The sequence below is a fragment of the Variovorax sp. PAMC28562 genome (assembly GCF_014303735.1).
Classification (GTDB): Bacteria; Pseudomonadota; Gammaproteobacteria; order Burkholderiales; family Burkholderiaceae_C; genus Variovorax.
This window is the reverse complement of sequence record NZ_CP060296.1, coordinates 3784634-3800807: the sequence shown is the minus strand read 5'-3', so window position 1 is coordinate 3800807 and position 16174 is coordinate 3784634. Positions and strand designations below refer to the sequence as shown.

Sequence of the window (16174 nt, the reverse complement as noted above, 5' to 3'; positions counted from 1 at the left end):
ATCGATGAAAAAAATCCACATCTCGCAGCAGAGCATCGTCTTCGTACTGTTCGTGCTGATGTTCCTCGGCTTCGCGCTGCTGTTGCCCGGCTTCGCGCAGGTCGACAACCTGCTCACGCTGCTGCAGAACGTCGCCATCCTCGGCATCCTGGGGCTCGGTATGTCGGTGGTCGTGATCGGACGTGGCATCGATATCTCGATGATCGCGGCGCTCGCGGTGCCGTCGGGGCTGCTGCTGCAGCTGATGCAAAACGGCATGACCTTGCCTGCCGCCTGCGCACTGGCCGTCGGGTTGTCGCTGGCGTTCGGGCTGGTCAACGGCTGGCTCATCGCGTATGCCGAAGTGCCGTCGCTCTTCACCACGCTGGCATCGGGCTTGTTTCTCGCGGGGTTGGGCCAGGCGTTCTTCTTTCAACTCGAAGTGGTGCAATGGCCGAGCAATATGGACTCGATCGCCTGGATGGGGCGTGGCACGTTCGCCGGCCTGCCGATGCCGGTCGTCATGTTCGGCATCGCTGCGGCGGGGCTCGCACTGTTTTTGAAACGGCTGCGCGCGGGCGCCTTCATCTACGCCATCGGCGATAACCCTTTCGGCGCGCGCGCTACCGGCTTGCCGACCCGACCGATCGTCGTGCTGCAGTACGTCATGGCCGCTTTGATCGGGGTCTTCGCCGGCATCGTGATGGCGGCTTCGGTCAACAGCATGCCGACGCGCATCTTCAACTCGACCATGATCTACGACGTGGTGCTGGTGGTGGTGCTGGGCGGCATCGGACTTTCCGGCGGCCGCGGTGGTGTGCTCAATGTGATCATCGGCACGCTGCTCATCGGAACCATGCTGAATGGCATGACGATCCTCGACATCTCCTATTCGGTACAGAACATCGTCAAGGGCGTGGTGCTGCTGGTCGCCATCCTGGTCGACTCGGCCTTCAATCCGCGCAACGAGGAGACCGCCCAGCAGGGCGACATCTGACCTCGACCAATTGCTTTTCTCAAGTTCCGTTAGTGCCCCGCGCCAGGCATCCATTGGCGCTGTTCTTAAATACAAATGAAGGAGACACAGCATGCATCTCGGACAAAAAATCGCGACTGTCGCTTGCCTGACCCTCGGCCTCGCCGCCGCGCAAACCGCGCTGGCGCAGGGCAAGGGGCTGGACGAGCCGTTCCGTGACGGCTACAAGAAATCGCTTGATGGCAAGACCGTCGGCTTCATCCCGGTGGCGATGGGCTTCGACCTGGCGCAGGGCTGGTACAACGGACTGAAGAAGGAGCTCGAGCCTTCCGGCATGAAGGTCGTCGCGCGCGACCCCAACTGGAACACCAACTCCGGCGCGCAGGCTTTCACCGCGCTCATCGCCGAGAAGCCGGCCGTTATCGTCATCCATAACCCCGACGTCGCGACCTACGCCAAACTGATCGCCAAGGCCGAGAGCGAAGGCATCTACGTGGTGCAGATCAACATGCGCTCGGTGCAGCCGTCGACCGTGTTCGTGGGTGCCGACTGGGTCGATGTCGGCGAGCGCAATGCCGAGTCCGTCGTGGCCGCTTGCAAGGGCAAGTCGAACAAGATCGCCATCGTGCAGGGCGCGCCGACAGCAGCCACCAGCGCCTACACGCTGAAGGGCGTGGAGAACGTGCTTGCCAAGAATCCGCAGATCAAGGTCGTCTCGAACCAGGCGGCCGACTGGGACGCCGCCAAGGCCAAGGCGCTCACGCAGACCGTGCTGAAGCAAAACCCCGACCTGTGCGGCATCATCGGATTTTGGGACGGCATGGACATCGGCACTGCTGCCGCGGTCAAGGAAGCGGGTCTCACCGGCAAGGTGTTCCTCGCGACGTCGGGCGGTGGTGAGCAGAAGGGCGCCTGCGACCAGGTGAAGTCGGGCGCTTTCGATTCCGACATCAGCTACGACGTGCCGACCCAGGCCAGCAACATGGCCGCGATGATCAAGTGGCTGGTGCAGAACGGCATCAAGCCCGGCTCCGCCAAACAGAACATCTACACCACGCTGGTGCCCATCACCAAGGACAACGCGAGTGCCGAAGGCACCTGCTGGAAACTGACTGCGAGCAAGTAACGCGACCGGCTGCGTTCTTGCCATGAATGAAACACTGACGCGGCTGCGCTACCGCTATTGGCCCGACCACTGGGTCGGCGAGATCCTGTCCAAGCGATGGACCGAGACCGCCATCCCGGTGCTGCTGCTCATCGTCGTCGTCATCGCCTCCGGGCGATTGATCGGCAACTTCTACACGCCGGGCGTGCTGGCCGACACCTTGCGACAGGCCGGTGAAATCGGCTTGATCGTGCTGGGCATGGCGCTGGTAATGATCGTCGGCGGCATCGATCTGTCGGTCGGGTCGATGTTCGCGCTGACCAATTTTTGCGCGCTCATGCTGATGCACGTGCTCAAGTGGCCGGTGGCTTTCGCGGTCCTCGGCACGCTGCTGTGCGGCGCCTGTCTGGGCGCCATCAACGGCTTGCTGATCGGCTACCTGCGGCTTCGTGCGTTTCTCACCACGCTCATCACGCTGATCATCTTCAGGTCGGTGTATGAGATTCTGAGCATGCAGTATTCGACCGAGATCGCCGGCAATCTGCCCGATTCGGAAGTCTGGAATTTTCTGGGCGACGGCACTTTTCTCGGGCTGCCGACGGTGGCTTGGGTCTATGCCGTCGCGGCCATCGGCGGGCACTTGCTGCTGACCCGGCTGCGCCTCGGCTGGCACATCATGGCCATTGGTGGCTCGCGCCGGTCGGCCTACAACGGTGGCATCGCGGTGCGGCGCACGGTGGCGCTGTGCTATGTGGGCTGCGGCATTCTTACCGGCGCGGGCGGTTGCTTCTTCGCATCGAGACTCGCCACGGCGGGCGCCGACATCGGCGTCGGCATGGAAGTTCTGGTGCTGACGGCGGCGGTGCTCGGCGGCATCAGCGTGGGCGGCGGTCGCGGCTCGGTCACCAAAGCGATGGTCGGCACGCTACTGGTGCTGCTGATTACCAACGGGCTGACCTCGATGTCGGCGCCTGGCGGCGTCATCCGCATGGTGCTGGCGGCCATCCTGGTGCTGGCTGCGGTGATCGATGTGCGCTGGCTGAAGAACCGACAGCGCATCATCAGCAAGGTCTACATCAGCCCGACTTATCACAAGCTCGGCGACGCGCCGGACTGCAGCGAGGAGGCCGCAGGCCGCTATGCGCTGAACAACAAGCTGCGTGACGTGACGCTGATTGGACTCGGACGCATCGAGGCGCCCGAAGACGTCATCCTCGACCGCGAAGACAACCTCTACGCGGGCTCCCGGCACGGCGACATCATCCGTTTCTTCTCGCCTGACTACGAGCGCATGGAAATCTTCGCGCACATCGGCGGCCAGCCGCTCGGCATGGCTTTCGACCGCGAAGACAACCTCTATGTGTGCGTCGGCGGCATGGGCTTGTATCGCGTTACGCCACAGCAAAAGGTCGAGCGCGTCACCGACGAAACAAACCGCAGTTGGAGCTCGATCAACGACGACAGCCGGCTGCGGCTGGCCGACGATCTCGACATCGCCGATGACGGCCGCGTGTTCTTCAGCGAAGCCACGGTGCGCTACGAAATGGACGAGTGGCCGGTCGATGGTCTGGAGGCGCGTGGCAACGGTCGCATCGTGTGCTACGACCCACGCGACAACTCGACGCGCACGGTGTTGCGCGACCTCAAGTTCCCCAACGGCATCGCCATCGCGAGCGACGGGCAGTCGATCCTGTTCGCAGAAACCTGGGGCTGCTGCGTCAAGCGCTACTGGTTCGACGGACCGAAGAGCGGGCAAGTCGAGATGGTCATTGCCGACCTGCCAGGCTACCCCGACAACATCAACCTGGCATCCGACGGCAACTACTGGCTGGCGCTGGTCGGCATGCGTTCCCCGGCGTACGACCTTGCCATGCGCATGCCGGGCTTTCGCAAGCGCATGGCGTCGCGGCTGCCAGTCGACGAATGGCTTTTTCCCAACATCAACACCGGCTGCGTGCTCAAGTTCAGCGAGGCCGGCGAGGTGCTCGAAACGCTGTGGGACCTGGGCGGCGAGAACCATCCCATGATCACTTCGATGCGCGAGCACAAGGGCCATCTTTACCTCGGCGGCATTTCCAACAATCGCATCGGCCGCTACACGCTGCCCGGGGCCGACCCCAACTTCAACCAGTACGAGCGCCGCTGGAGGGCTGCCTGATGTTCGACACCATCCGTCAATTCAGCGATCGCGTGCTGGGCCGCGGCGACGCCGCCATCACCGTGCCGGTCATGGACGGCGCGCTCAAGCCCAATCGGGCGCTCGACGATGCCGAGGTGGTCGCGACGCTGCCCGACATCGATGACCTTGCCACTGACGGCCGCGCTTTTTTTGCGAGCGCCGGCCCAGTGCTGTACGTGCTCGAAGCCGGTCGCATGGTCGAGGTGCAGCGCTTCGATGCGAACATCACCGCACTTGCCGTACGGTCCGCGAATCTGCTGGCCGTGGCGCTGGCCGGAAAGCGGATTGTGTTGCTTTCGGTCGCCCGCAAAGGAGCGACAAGCCTGACCGAGATCGCGGTGCTCGATCGTCTCGGCGATGTGCCGTTGAACAGTGTGAATGCGCTCTCGTTCGAAGCCGACGACAGCGTTCTCTTCACCGATGGATCGACCCGGCACGACCCGGACGACTGGTGCCGCGACCTGATGGAAAAAGGCCAAACCGGCCGCGTCGGACGCTGGCACGTCGGCACGGAGGGCGGATCAGGCAGCGCCGAACTCCTGGCAAGCCGGCTGCAACATGCGTACGGCGTGTTGCCGCAAGGGCGCGCGGCCAGCGTGCTCTACAGCGAGAGCTGGCGGCACCGCGTCGCGCAAGCCGGGGCGCAGGCCGTGCTCGCCGACCTGCCTGGCTACCCCTCGCGCATGGCGCCTGCCGCACGCGGCGGCTTCTGGCTGACGTGCTTCGTCTGCCGCACGCAGCTCGTCGAGTTCGTGCTGCGTGAAGACGCCTACCGCACGCGCATGCTCGAAAGCGTCGACCCGCGCTACTGGGTCGCGCCGTCGCTGCGATCCGGCACCAGTTACCTGGAGCCGTTGCAGGGCGCCGGCGTCAAGCAGATGGGCGTGCTCAAGCCGTGGGCGCCGCCGCGCTCTTACGGGCTGGTGCTGCACGTCGATGCACAGGGGCACACCACAGAGTCGCTGCACAGCCAGGTCGACGGCCAGCACCACGGCATCACCGCAGTCGTCGAGTTCGGCGGTGCGCTGTACGCTGCATCGAGAGGCAGCGGGCGATTGCTGCGCGTGCCGTTGACCGGCCCAGGAGCGATGCAATGACCGACTTGATCAACGCTGCAGAGGCTGCCGCTGTGGCCGCCGCATCCGCACCTTCCGCCGCCGAAGACATCGTTCTCGAACTGCGCGCCGCCACCAAGAAATATGCCGGCGTACCCGCCATCGAAGACGTGTCGTTCACGCTGCGGCGGGGCGAGATCCATGCGCTGCTCGGCGAGAACGGCGCCGGCAAGTCGACGCTGACCAAGGTGATGGCCGGCGTGGTGCCGCTGTCGGGCGGGCAGATGCTGGTGGAAGGGCAACCGGTCGAGTTGCGCACGCCACTCGAAGCGCGGCATCGCGGCATCGCGATGGTGTTCCAGGAGACGAGCCTGGTGCCGACGATGACGGTCGCACAGAACCTCTATCTGGGGCAAGAGGCTTTCTACAACCGCCTGCGCGGCGTCTACATCTCGGCGCAGCAGTTCCTGCAGTCGCTCAACTTCGACGTCGATCCGACCGCGACGGTCGGCATGCTCGGCGCGGCCAAGAAGCAGATGGTGGAGATCGCCCGCGCGGTGCTGCACCAGGCCCGCATCATCATCTTCGACGAGCCGACCGCCAGCCTGACACCGGAAGAAAAGAAGTACTTCTTCGACCTGATCTTCAACTTGAAAGCGCGCGGCGTTTCGATCATCTTCATTTCGCACGCACTCGAGGAGGCGCTGCTGCTGGCCGACCGCATCACCGTGCTGCGCGACGGCCATCACGTGGTGACCGACGACAAGAAGAATTTCGACCGCACGCGCATCGTGCAGGCGATGGTCGGGCGTGACCTGTCGCAAACGCTCTATGGCCAGAAGAAGACGACGGTGCGGCCACGTGGCGAATGCCTGCTGTCGGTGCGCAATCTGCGCATGGCGTCGATGGTCAAGAACAACTCGCTGTCGGTCTTCGCGGGCCAGATTACCGGCGTATTCGGGCTCGTCGGTGCCGGCCGTACAGAAACCTTCAAGGTGGTGGCCGGGCTCATCAAGCGCGATTTCTTCCACGGCGGCGAGGTGCTGCTGCGCGGCAAGCCGGTGCGTTACAAGGTCGCGCGATCGGCGGTGCGCGACGGCATTGCCTACATCACCGAAGACCGAAAGATCGAAGGCTTCTTCGAGACCATGTCGATCTCGCAAAACATCTACATGGGCTGGCTGGGAAAGCTCGGCAGCGCTTTCGGCGTGGTGTCGGGTGCCAAGGCCAAGGCGGTGGGGGAGCACTGGATCAAGCTCTTGAATGTGCGCGCGATCAGCAAGGACGTGAAGGTAATCGAACTCTCCGGCGGCAACCAGCAGAAGGTGGTGATCGCCAAGTCGCTGGTGCAGGACCCCGACATCATCATCTTCGACGAGCCGACCCGCGGCGTCGACGTGGGCGCCATCGCCGAGATCCATGCAGAGATCAACCGGCTGGCCGACGCCGGCAAGGCTGTGGTGGTGATCTCGTCCTACTTGCCCGAGGTGCTGGCGTTGTCGGACCGCATCCTGGTCGCCAAGCAGGGCAAGGTGGTGACGGAGTTTTCGGCGATCGAGGCGACGCAGGAAAAGATCATGTACGCGGCGATCCACTGACGCCGATTCACTGACGCCGTTAGGCGCCGGTGCTCACCAAGTCAGACCGGCCCGAGCAGCGTGCCGCGGCACCCCGCCGATTTGCAGTAGCACGGGTAGCCCGTGCGGGGCTCCGACTCATCGACGGTGAGCGCGTAGTCGATGAAGAGTTCGTCGCCCGCACGCACCGGCTTGATGGTGCGCACTTCGAGCACGATACGGCGCCCCTTTCGCTGGACCTCGACCGCCTCGCAGTTGGGCTCGCATGCATGGTTGAGGTGCCGCGTCGCGTTGCCGCCATCGGCGCCGTCGATCAGCGTGCCGTCCGAGAGGCCGAAGAGATAGGTGAGGCTGGAGTCCCAGTCCACCGCCTCGGCCTGTTCGGCGCTGTAGCGGCGGCCCGCGTACTGGCCCAGTTTGGTGCCGACTGGCAAGTCTTGCGATGCGAAGGCGCCGAGTCCGTGAACGCCGCTGTCATGGACTTCCACGCCGGGGAGTGAGAGGGCGGTGAGATCGATCTGATTCATGAAGATGAGGAAAGCAAAAAACGGCCCATTCCGACAAGCGGTCGGCGGGCAAAGAGTGGAGGACGAGAGGCAAAGGCAAAGGCAAAGACAAAGAAAAAGGCAAAGGCAAAGGCATGAGCCAAGGTGGGTGCAGAAAGCAGATGTTGTTCGTAGTGCCGGACTGCGCCTCAGCTCCGATCCAGCACCAGCCCCGCGCACAACGCAACGCCGACCGCGTACAGCATCCAGGTGCGCGATATCGCATATGGATAGAGCATCAGCGCGACGCCGAGCCACAAGGTACGCGGCTTCTTCTGCTTGCGCCCGTAGCGGAATGCGACCCACCCGACCAGCCCGAAAACGATGGCACCCACGATGTACGCCGGGCTCGGCAACTCGAGTCCGAGCGATTGAAGTGCAGCCAGGTCATCCATCGCGCCGATCGTAATCGGCAAACCGGGGCGTGCCCGGTGCAGCGCACACCTTTCGATCTGGTGCTGCTCGACTCGCATCTAACCGACCCGCGTCTCTCGAACCTCACCGTGCGGCAGATGGACGTGTACCGCGCGGCGACCCGTGGTCTGCCCAACAAGTTGATCGCGCGCCAGCTCGAATCGCCGAATCGACGGTGGGTGCGGCGTCGGTCGGCGGTTCGCGGCCCGCGACGACGCGGCCTTGCGCTGCGCTCACGGAAGTCATCGGCCGGCAACGATCGGCGACGGGCCCACTGCGGGAGGTATGGTGGTCGGAGCCGCTTTGGAGGCCACCGCGACCTCATCGCGCTTCAGGGCGGCCAAGCCCAGCGCCGTGATTTGCATGACCGTCGCGTGCCCGGAGTAGATCGTGTGCCCCGCCCCATGCCGCAACGGCGGCAGATCGGCGTCGATCAGGTGCGACATGCGCAGCACGATGCACTTCTCGATGTCGCTTTGCGCGTGCAGGTCGATCGGAAGCAGCGAGCAGCGGAGCCGGCGCAACAGGTCCATGGGCATGATCTTCTCCTTGCTTTCAGGGCGCGACCGGATGCGCCGGCCACGTCCACCCGAGGATGTCCGGCATGTCGATGCCGTGCTCCGTGATGAAAGCGCGGTGTTCCAGCAAGCGGTCGCGCAGATGCTGCTGCACATGGCCGGCGCTGTTGCGCACGCGATCGACCCGGTCGATGGCATCGGCCGCCAGATGGAAGCGGTCGAGTTCGTTCAGCACGGTCATGTCGAACGGCGTGGTGGTGGTGCCTTCTTCCTGGTAGCCGTGCACATGGAAATTGCGGTGGTTGGTGCGCTTGTAGGTCAGGCGATGGATCAGCGACGGATAGCCGTGGAAGGCGAAGATGACGGGCGCATCGGTCGTGAAGATCGAGTCGAATGCCGCATCCGACAGGCCATGCGGGTGGCTGGTCGGCGACTCCAACGCCATCAGGTCGACCACGTTGACGACACGCACTTTCAGGTCGGGCAACTGGCGACGCAGCAGGTCGACCGCCGCCAGCGTCTCGAGCGTCGGCACATCGCCGGCGCAGGCCATGACCACGTCGGGCGCAACGCCGTCGTCGTTGCTGGCCCAGTCCCAGATGCCCATGCCGATCTTGCAGTGGCGGGCAGCCGCATCGATGTCGAGCCACTGCGCCTCTGGCGGCTTGCCGGCGACGATCACGTTCACGTAGTTGCGGCTGCGCAGGCAATGGTCGACCACCGAAAGCAGGGTGTTGGCGTCGGGTGGCAGGTACACGCGCACCACCTCGGCCTTCTTGTTGACGACGTGGTCGATGAAGCCCGGGTCCTGGTGACTGAAGCCGTTGTGGTCTTGCTGCCAGACGTGGCTGGTGAGCAGATAGTTGAGCGACGCAATGGGCCGGCGCCATGGAATGTGGCGCGTCACCTTCAACCACTTCGCGTGCTGGTTGAACATCGAATCGATGATGTGGATAAAGGCTTCGTAGCAGGAGAAGAGGCCGTGGCGGCCGGTCAGCAGATAGCCTTCGAGCCAGCCCTGGCACAGGTGCTCGCTCAGCACTTCCATCACACGGCCATCGGCGCCGACGTGGTCGTCCCCGGGCTCGACTTCGGCGGTCGAGGTGCGGTCGGTCACCTCGAACAGCGCGCCGAGCCGGTTCGATGCGGTTTCGTCCGGGCCCATCACGCGGAAGTTGCTGTTGACGTCGTTCATGCGCATCACGTCGCGCAAGAAGGCGCCGGTGATGCGTGTGGCTTCGGCGATGCTGGCACCGGGCTGCGGCACGGCCACGGCGTAGTCGCGAAAGTCCGGCAACGCCAGGTCTTTCAGCAGCAGGCCGCCGTTGGTGTGCGGATTGGCGCTCATGCGGCGCAAGGCCTTGGGTGCGAACGACGCGATCTCGGGGCGCAGCGTGCCGGCCTCGTCGAACAGCTCTTCGGGCTTGTAGCTGCGCATCCAGTTTTCGAGGATTTGCACATGCGACGGGTTCTCGACGAAGCCGGTGAGCGGCACCTGGTGCGCGCGGAACGTGCCTTCGATCGGCACGCCATCGACCACCTTCGGGCCGGTCCAGCCCTTGGGCGAGCGCAGCACGATCATCGGCCAGCGATGGCGTTTCTTGAAGCCATCGGAGCGGGCTTCGGTCTGGATGGCGCAGATCGCATCGAGCGATGCATCGAGCGCGGCGGCCATTGCCGCATGCATGGCCAGCGGCTCGTGGCCGGACACGAAGTGCGGCTCGTAGCCGTAGCCCCGCATGAGCTGGGTCAGCTGCTCGTCGCCGATGCGTGCCAGCACGGTCGGGCCGGCGATCTTGTAACCGTTCAGGTGAAGGATGGGCAGCACCGCGCCGTCGCGTGTGGGGTTCAGGAACTTGTTGGAGTGCCAGCTGGCTGCCAGTGCACCGGTCTCGGCCTCGCCATCGCCGACCACACAGCAGGCGATGAGGTCGGGGTTGTCGAACACCGCCCCGTACGCGTGAAGCAGCGAATAGCCGAGCTCGCCGCCTTCATGGATCGAGCCCGGCGTTTCAGGCGCGACGTGGCTCGGGATGCCACCCGGAAACGAGAACTGCTTGAAGAGCCGCTGGATGCCTTCGGCGTTTTGCGTGACCTGCGAATACACCTCGCTGTAGGTGCCTTCGAGGTAGGTGTTGGCCACCACGCCAGGACCGCCGTGGCCCGGACCCGCGATGAAGATCGCATTGAGGTCGCGGGCGACGATGGCGCGGTTCATGTGCGCGTAGACGAAGTTGAGGCCCGGCGTGGTGCCCCAATGCCCGAGCAGCCGCGGCTTGATGTGCGCCAGCGTCAGTGGCTCGCGCAGCAAGGCGTTGCCCATCAGGTAGACCTGGCCGACCGATAGGTAATTGGCGGCACGCCACCAGGCGTCGAGCTGGGAGAAATCCGTGGGGTTCGCGGTCGGCATGGGCAAGGACATTGGCAAGGACATGGGCAGGGTTCCGGGGTTACTCGATCGACAGTGCGGCAGACGGCAACTTGGTGTGCACTGCCTGGCTCGATGCAGCGGTCTTCGTGGGCGCGTCCGGAACTTCGGGTGCACGCACGAGCAGCACCGGCACCGGTGACTGGCGCAGCACCTGCTCGGCGCTGCTACCGAGAAACGCACGCCCGACGCCACGGCGTCCGTGCGTACCGAGCACGATCAGATCCGCTCCCCACGACGTCGCCTGCGTGGTCACGAGCAGTTCAACCGTGGCGGCGAGGCCGTCGAGCAACACGGAGTCGACCGGTACGCCGGCCGCCTTGACGGTCGAGGTCGCTTCTTCAAGAAGCTTGGCGCCGTTTTCGCGCACGACTGTCAGCCATTCGCCCGAGCCCGCGTAGCACTCCATGGCAAAGCCGGCCGACAGTTCATCGGTCACGTGGATCAGCCGGAGCCGGCCACCGGTCAGTTTGGCCAGTTGAATCGCTTCGTCGAGGCCGCGTGCGGAGGTCGCACTGCCGTCGATGGGAACCAGGATCTTTTGGTACATGGCGCGCTCTTTTCTGAAATAGGGGGCCGTGAGTGAGATGAAGTCGGTGGCGTCAGTATGGAAGCCGTCTTTTGGCCGAGCTTGATAAAGATCAAGGGAAATCGGCATCGCCATCGGGTCGAACGGAGCGCGAAATTCCAGCGCAAGGTTCAGCGTGCCAGGAGGGTGATCAGCAGCACCGCCTGCAGCACGAAGCGATGGTTCTCTGTTCGTTGCGCATCCTCGACGCTTGCCGCCGGGCCGGCCAGCAGCCAATGTTCTGTATCGGTCGCATCGACGACGAAGGGCGCGTCGATTGCCGACGCATCCTGAAGCGCATCGACGGGGGTGGCCATCGAGTGGACGTCGAAGCCGAGTTGCCGTGCGCCCTGCAGAAAGCTTCGACCACGGCCGGTCGTCACGTCGCCCACAAAGAGCAGTGTTGCCTTGGCTGTATTGGCCGCGGCGGCTACGTTGAGCGGGCGCTGCTCGCACAGCGCCATGAGGTCGGCCAGCACCGCAGCGGGATGCCCTTCGAGCCCGCGGTAGACGGGAATGCCTGCCTGGCTTTCGATCTGCGCAGCCGAGAGGGCCGACACGCTCCCGCAATCGACGGCGTCATAAAGGCGGCCGAGCATCTTCGGCAAGTTTTGGAACTCGCTCCCCGGAGGCCCGATCGAGTCGCCCAGCCAGACATCCGCGACCCGGGCGCCGAGGGCCGCTGCTGCGTCCTGGAACACCGAATCGTCCTGCGGCGCCGACGTGGCGCGCAACAGCGCCAGGTTCTTGCCCGCGAGCGGCAGCCCCTCGCCGACCAGTACGTTGGCCTTGAGGCTGCGCGCGAGGTCGAACGTGCGTCGAACATCCGCTCCGCCCAAGCCCTGGCTTGGCCAGAGAGTTCTATCGACAGGTGTGGCGGGCAAGTTCATAGGCGTGTCCGACCTTAGGTGCGCCTTCAATTCGGCGATTGATTTGCGTCAAGCCATTGCGCAAAAAAGGTGGCAGCGCACTCAAGACACAAAGCGTTGACGGTCTGTTACGCAACGCGCGCTTGCAGTGGTGAAGCTGTTGCACTCGGCGAATAGGCTTGCCTCACTCCATCAGGAACCTACAAGGAAGCCACCATGTCATACGCCGCACTGCAGCAACCGATGCCACTTTCGACCCGTGCCACGCTCTCCATCCCGAGCGCCGGACCGAGCGCGGCACAAGCCCCGCTGCAGCGCATCGGCGACATGCTGCGGCTCATCGAGCAAAGCGTGCCGATCACCAAGCGCGTCGTGCGTGCCGGCGATTCGGTCTATCAGGCGGGGCAGGATTTCGAATGTCTCTACGTCGTCAACGCCGGCTTCTTCAAGATGGTGAACCTGTCGAGCGAAGGCCGCGAGCAGGTCGTCGGCCTGCATCTCAAGGGCGACTGGCTCGGTCTCGACGGCATCGCGAACGCGCACTACGGCTGCGACGCGGTCGCAATGGACACCGGCGAGCTGTGGGCCATTCGCTACGACGACCTGCTCCGCGCCAGCCTGCGTACGCCCGCATTGCTCACCGCATTGCACCAGACCATGAGCCGCGAACTGGTGCGAGAGCAGGATTCGATGCTGTCGATGTGCACGCTGTCGGCCGACGCGCGAGTGGCCGGCTTTCTGCGCTACTGGGCTGAAGCGTTGGCCCAGCGCGGTCTCCGCACCGATCAATTCACCCTGCGCATGACGCGCGCCGAGATCGGCAACTACCTCGGCATGACGCTGGAATCGGTGAGTCGAGCACTGTCGCGGCTGGCACGTGGGGACGTGATCCGCTTCTCGGAGAAGGGACGCCGCGACATCCATATTCCCCATGTCGAAGCGCTGACCGCTTTCATGCAGCGCGGGTCGGCGGCGTCGGCGGCAGTGGCGCTGCACTGAGCGCCCGCAGCATCGCGCGCTCCAGCTCAAGGCGCGTACACGGTTTGGGCAGCAACTCCCAATCGGGCGGTGCATCGGCCAGCTCGCTCGAAAAGCCGGACATCAGCAGCACTGCCAACGCGGGCCGTAACGCATGCGCCTTGGCCGCCAACTCCGTGCCCTGCATGCCGACGCCGAGCGCGATGTCGGTCAGCAGCAAATCGATCGCACTGCCGGCCATCAACGAGGCCAGCGCCTGCTCGGCCTGGCCGCAGGCGACGGCCTCGCATCCCATCGACGCCAGAAACTTCTGCAGCACGCTCCGTACTTCGGCATCGTCTTCGACCAGCATCACGCGAAGGCCATGCGGCACAGCGCCGTGCGTGACGTCGGCGATGCTGTCGTAATCCATGTAGTCGTCGTCCTCTGCGCGTGGCAAGAAAAGCGTGACGGTCGTGCCCGCACCGGGCGCGCTGACCAGCTTGACGGCGCCATGCGACTGCTTGGCAAAGCCGTACACGGTCGACAGCCCGAGGCCAGTGCCGCGACCGGCTTCCTTGGTCGTAAAGAACGGTTCGAAGGCCCGCTCCTGCACGGTTTCGGGCATGCCATCGCCGGTGTCCGACACGGCGATGGCGACGTAGCCCGTGGGCATGGGGGGTTGGGCTTGCGTGTCGTGATCCGAGCGCAGGTCGGCCGGCAGCGCGGACACCACTCGGCAAGAAAAAGTCAGCGTCCCGCCTTGCGGCATCGCATCGCGCGAGTTGATCGCGATGTTGAGCAGGGCCGACTCCAGCTGCCCGGCATCGGCCATGCACAGCGCCGCGTCGGCTACCAGCGTGATGGCAATGCGCTGGTCGAGCGTACGCCGCAGCATGTCGGTGAGCGACAGCAGCAGGGCGCGCGTGTCGACGATGGTCGGCTGCAGCACCTGCCGCCGGGAAAATGCGAGCAGCTTGCCGGTGAGTTCCGCGCCGCGTCGGGTGGCGCGCATGGCGGCGCCGATGAGTTGCTGCGACACCGCGTCGCCGCCGATGGCGGGCGAGTCTTCGAGCACCTGCAGGTTGCCCGAGATCACCGTCAGCAGGTTGTTGAAATCGTGCGCGATGCCGCCGGTGAGCTGCCCCACGCTTTCGAGCCGCTGCGCGTGGCCGAGCGCTTCCTCGATCTGCGTACGTTGCAACACGGTGGCCAGCAAGCTCGACAGCGATTCGAGAAAGCGCACCTCTTCGTCGCCAAAGCGCCTTGCAGTGCGCGAGCGCACTGACAGCACACCGATGGTGCGACCTCGGTCTGCCAGCGGCACCGTGATCTCGCAGACGAAGCCGGCAGCCAGGTAGTGCGATGGAATGGTAAAGCGCGACTCTGCCGCGTAGTCGCCCATAAGCACCGACTGGCCACTCGCCATCACATGGCCGGCGGGTGATCGGGCTTCGTTGGCGATGCGATCGCCGATCGCTTCTTCAGGCAGCAGCCCGACGCCGGCGGCAATGCGGAATTCGGTTCCATTGGGTTCGAGCAGCAGCACCTTCGCCGTTTCGACCTGAAGCGCCTCTGCAGCTATGACGGGCACCTGGTCCAGCAGAAGATGCAGATCCGCCACGTCGACAGCGTGCCGGCTGAACTGCGCCAGATGCTCGGCATAGCGCGCACGCTGCAGCGCATGCTGGACGCGCGGATAAGAAGCGACGCTGCGGATGGCGGCCACGACCAGCGGCAGCCCGTGGTCGTTGAGCGGGCTGAGCGCAATTTCGACCATCACCTCGCTGCCGTCGCGCCGTTTGGCGACCAGGTCCATCTGCGTTCCCATCGGGCGCTTGCGAGGGTGCGCGGCATAGCCCTCGCGGTATGCGGCATGGCGCGGGCGAGTCGCGTCGGGCACCAGCGTGTCGACCGACATGCCCACCAGTTCATCTGCGGTGTAGCCGAGCAGCTCGAGGGCGGTCGGGTTGGCCAGCACGATCACGCCGCGCTGGTCGACCACCAGCAGCGCATCGGGATAGGCGGCGAACAACGTGCGGAACACGGTGCCATCGTCGAAGCCGGGAACGACCGGCTTGCGCGGTGTTTTCATGCCGACACGACGGCAGGCACGAAAAGATAGCCGGCGCCGCGCACCGACTTGACGATGCGTGGCTGGTTCGGGTCGTCGCCGAGCTTGCGGCGCAGCCGGCCGATCTGCACGTCGATGGTTCGATCGAACGGGCCACCATCGCGGCCTCGTGTTCGCTCCAGCAGGAAGTCGCGCGACAGCACGCGGCCGGCGTTTTCGGCCATGACGCGCAGCAGATCGAACTCGCCAGTGGTGAGCGGCACTTCATCGCCCTGCGCAGCGCGGAGGCGGCGCGCAGCGATGTCGAGCGTCCAGCCGGAGAAGTGAAGCTTCGTGGGTGGCGCATCGGGCGCGGACGCCGCGTCGACGACCGCCACTACAGGCGCCGCCGCGGGCGCTGCAATCCGGCGCAACACAGCCCGGATGCGCGCCAGCAGTTCGCGCAGATCGAAGGGCTTGGTCACGTAATCGTCGGCGCCGATCTCCAGGCCCACCACCTTGTCGACAGCATCGCCGCGGCCAGTCACGATCACCAGTCCGCACTGCCATCGCTCTCGCACCTGCCGCGCGATGGTGATGCCGTCTTCACCCGGCAAGCCGAGATCGAGCAGCACGACCGCCGCCGGGTCTTGCCGCATCAGCTCCAGCAGGGCTCGGCCCGAATGGCGCTGGCTGACACGAAAGCCGTGGACCTGCAGATAGTTGGCCAGCAGCAGGGTGATCTCGGTTTCGTCGTCGAGAACAGCGATGTGGATGGAGGTTGAAGGCACGCACCATGTTAGATGCAAGAGAAGTCATGGAGTGCGGCGTAGGACACATTGATCGCGGATTGACCTGCATCAAGCCTTCGCGCGCTGCAGGCGCTTTCAATCTGTACTGCGCAATGTTGCGCACCCTATGACCTTGGTCTTTTCAAACTTCATGAACACG

At 64.7% G+C, this 16174-nt stretch carries 14 protein-coding genes; 6 read left to right on the top strand and 8 right to left on the bottom strand.

What is annotated here, in order from left to right:
- Window positions 1-4 precede the first annotated feature (4 nt).
- The 5 genes from H7F36_RS17830 (at window position 5) to H7F36_RS17810 (ending at window position 6892) form a co-directional block, all read left to right on the top strand.
- Window positions 5-976 carry an ABC transporter permease gene (locus tag H7F36_RS17830; RefSeq protein ID WP_187052060.1) on the top strand — a complete coding sequence of 324 codons (972 nt, stop codon included), beginning with the start codon at window positions 5-7 and terminating at the stop codon, window positions 974-976.
- A 91-nt stretch (window positions 977-1067) separates the two neighbouring features.
- Complete coding sequence (locus H7F36_RS17825; RefSeq protein ID WP_187052059.1) at window positions 1068-2081, top strand: sugar ABC transporter substrate-binding protein; 1014 nt, start codon at window positions 1068-1070, stop codon at window positions 2079-2081.
- A 22-nt stretch (window positions 2082-2103) separates the two neighbouring features.
- Entirely contained in the window at window positions 2104-4218 is a 2115-nt protein-coding gene (locus H7F36_RS17820; RefSeq protein WP_187052058.1) for an ABC transporter permease, read from the top strand.
- A complete protein-coding gene (locus H7F36_RS17815) occupies window positions 4218-5336 on the top strand; it encodes a strictosidine synthase (protein ID WP_187052057.1) in 1119 nt (372 codons plus the stop codon). Before H7F36_RS17820 ends, H7F36_RS17815 begins: the two co-directional genes overlap by 1 nt.
- Entirely contained in the window at window positions 5333-6892 is a 1560-nt protein-coding gene (locus tag H7F36_RS17810; protein WP_187052056.1) for a sugar ABC transporter ATP-binding protein, read from the top strand. The genes H7F36_RS17815 and H7F36_RS17810 overlap by 4 nt, the downstream gene beginning before the upstream one ends.
- A 41-nt stretch (window positions 6893-6933) precedes the next feature.
- On the opposite strand, the gene H7F36_RS17805 is transcribed toward H7F36_RS17810, so the two are convergent.
- From H7F36_RS17805 to H7F36_RS17780, 6 genes are all read right to left on the bottom strand, one after another.
- Window positions 6934-7398: an SET domain-containing protein gene (locus H7F36_RS17805; protein WP_187052055.1), complete on the bottom strand. Its 465-nt coding sequence runs from the start codon at window positions 7396-7398 to the stop codon at window positions 6934-6936.
- Window positions 7399-7565: 167 nt separating this feature from the next.
- On the bottom strand, window positions 7566-7811 hold the full coding sequence (locus H7F36_RS17800; protein ID WP_187052054.1) for a FeoB-associated Cys-rich membrane protein: 246 nt from the start codon (window positions 7809-7811) through the stop codon (window positions 7566-7568).
- 261 nt (window positions 7812-8072) lie between these two features.
- Window positions 8073-8369 (bottom strand): hypothetical protein, encoded by a 297-nt coding sequence (locus tag H7F36_RS17795; RefSeq protein WP_187052053.1) that lies wholly within the window; start codon window positions 8367-8369, stop codon window positions 8073-8075.
- A gap of 16 nt (window positions 8370-8385) precedes the next feature.
- Window positions 8386-10782, bottom strand: a complete 2397-nt coding sequence (locus tag H7F36_RS17790; protein ID WP_222620394.1) for a phosphoketolase — start codon at window positions 10780-10782, stop codon at window positions 8386-8388.
- A 16-nt stretch (window positions 10783-10798) separates the two neighbouring features.
- A complete protein-coding gene (locus tag H7F36_RS17785) occupies window positions 10799-11326 on the bottom strand; it encodes a universal stress protein (RefSeq protein ID WP_187052052.1) in 528 nt (175 codons plus the stop codon).
- 149 nt (window positions 11327-11475) lie between these two features.
- A complete protein-coding gene (locus H7F36_RS17780) occupies window positions 11476-12234 on the bottom strand; it encodes a hypothetical protein (RefSeq protein ID WP_187052051.1) in 759 nt (252 codons plus the stop codon).
- A 195-nt stretch (window positions 12235-12429) separates the two neighbouring features.
- On the opposite strand from H7F36_RS17780, the gene H7F36_RS17775 reads away from it, so the two are divergent.
- On the top strand, window positions 12430-13212 hold the full coding sequence (locus H7F36_RS17775) for a Crp/Fnr family transcriptional regulator (protein ID WP_261802365.1): 783 nt from the start codon (window positions 12430-12432) through the stop codon (window positions 13210-13212).
- On the opposite strand, the gene H7F36_RS17770 is transcribed toward H7F36_RS17775, so the two are convergent.
- Both H7F36_RS17770 and H7F36_RS17765 read right to left on the bottom strand, forming a co-directional pair.
- Entirely contained in the window at window positions 13166-15265 is a 2100-nt protein-coding gene (locus tag H7F36_RS17770; protein WP_187052050.1) for a PAS domain S-box protein, read from the bottom strand. The genes H7F36_RS17775 and H7F36_RS17770 overlap by 47 nt on opposite strands.
- Window positions 15262-16014 carry a winged helix-turn-helix domain-containing protein gene (locus H7F36_RS17765; protein WP_187052049.1) on the bottom strand — a complete coding sequence of 251 codons (753 nt, stop codon included), beginning with the start codon at window positions 16012-16014 and terminating at the stop codon, window positions 15262-15264. The genes H7F36_RS17770 and H7F36_RS17765 overlap by 4 nt, the downstream gene beginning before the upstream one ends.
- Between the last annotated feature and the right edge of the window lie 160 nt (window positions 16015-16174).

Excerpts from the sequence above, each read along its gene's own strand:
- H7F36_RS17830 (WP_187052060.1), top strand. The coding sequence starts at position 5 with ATGAAAAAAATCCACATCTCGCAGCAGAGCATCGTCTTCGTACTGTTC.
- H7F36_RS17825 (WP_187052059.1), top strand. The coding sequence starts at position 1,068 with ATGCATCTCGGACAAAAAATCGCGACTGTCGCTTGCCTGACCCTCGGC.
- H7F36_RS17820 (WP_187052058.1), top strand. The coding sequence starts at position 2,104 with ATGAATGAAACACTGACGCGGCTGCGCTACCGCTATTGGCCCGACCAC.
- H7F36_RS17815 (WP_187052057.1), top strand. The coding sequence starts at position 4,218 with ATGTTCGACACCATCCGTCAATTCAGCGATCGCGTGCTGGGCCGCGGC.
- H7F36_RS17810 (WP_187052056.1), top strand. The coding sequence starts at position 5,333 with ATGACCGACTTGATCAACGCTGCAGAGGCTGCCGCTGTGGCCGCCGCA.
- H7F36_RS17805 (WP_187052055.1), bottom strand. The coding sequence starts at position 7,398 with ATGAATCAGATCGATCTCACCGCCCTCTCACTCCCCGGCGTGGAAGTC.
- H7F36_RS17800 (WP_187052054.1), bottom strand. The coding sequence starts at position 7,811 with ATGGATGACCTGGCTGCACTTCAATCGCTCGGACTCGAGTTGCCGAGC.
- H7F36_RS17795 (WP_187052053.1), bottom strand. The coding sequence starts at position 8,369 with ATGCCCATGGACCTGTTGCGCCGGCTCCGCTGCTCGCTGCTTCCGATC.
- H7F36_RS17790 (WP_222620394.1), bottom strand. The coding sequence starts at position 10,782 with ATGTCCTTGCCAATGTCCTTGCCCATGCCGACCGCGAACCCCACGGAT.
- H7F36_RS17785 (WP_187052052.1), bottom strand. The coding sequence starts at position 11,326 with ATGTACCAAAAGATCCTGGTTCCCATCGACGGCAGTGCGACCTCCGCA.
- H7F36_RS17780 (WP_187052051.1), bottom strand. The coding sequence starts at position 12,234 with ATGAACTTGCCCGCCACACCTGTCGATAGAACTCTCTGGCCAAGCCAG.
- H7F36_RS17775 (WP_261802365.1), top strand. The coding sequence starts at position 12,430 with ATGTCATACGCCGCACTGCAGCAACCGATGCCACTTTCGACCCGTGCC.
- H7F36_RS17770 (WP_187052050.1), bottom strand. The coding sequence starts at position 15,265 with ATGAAAACACCGCGCAAGCCGGTCGTTCCCGGCTTCGACGATGGCACC.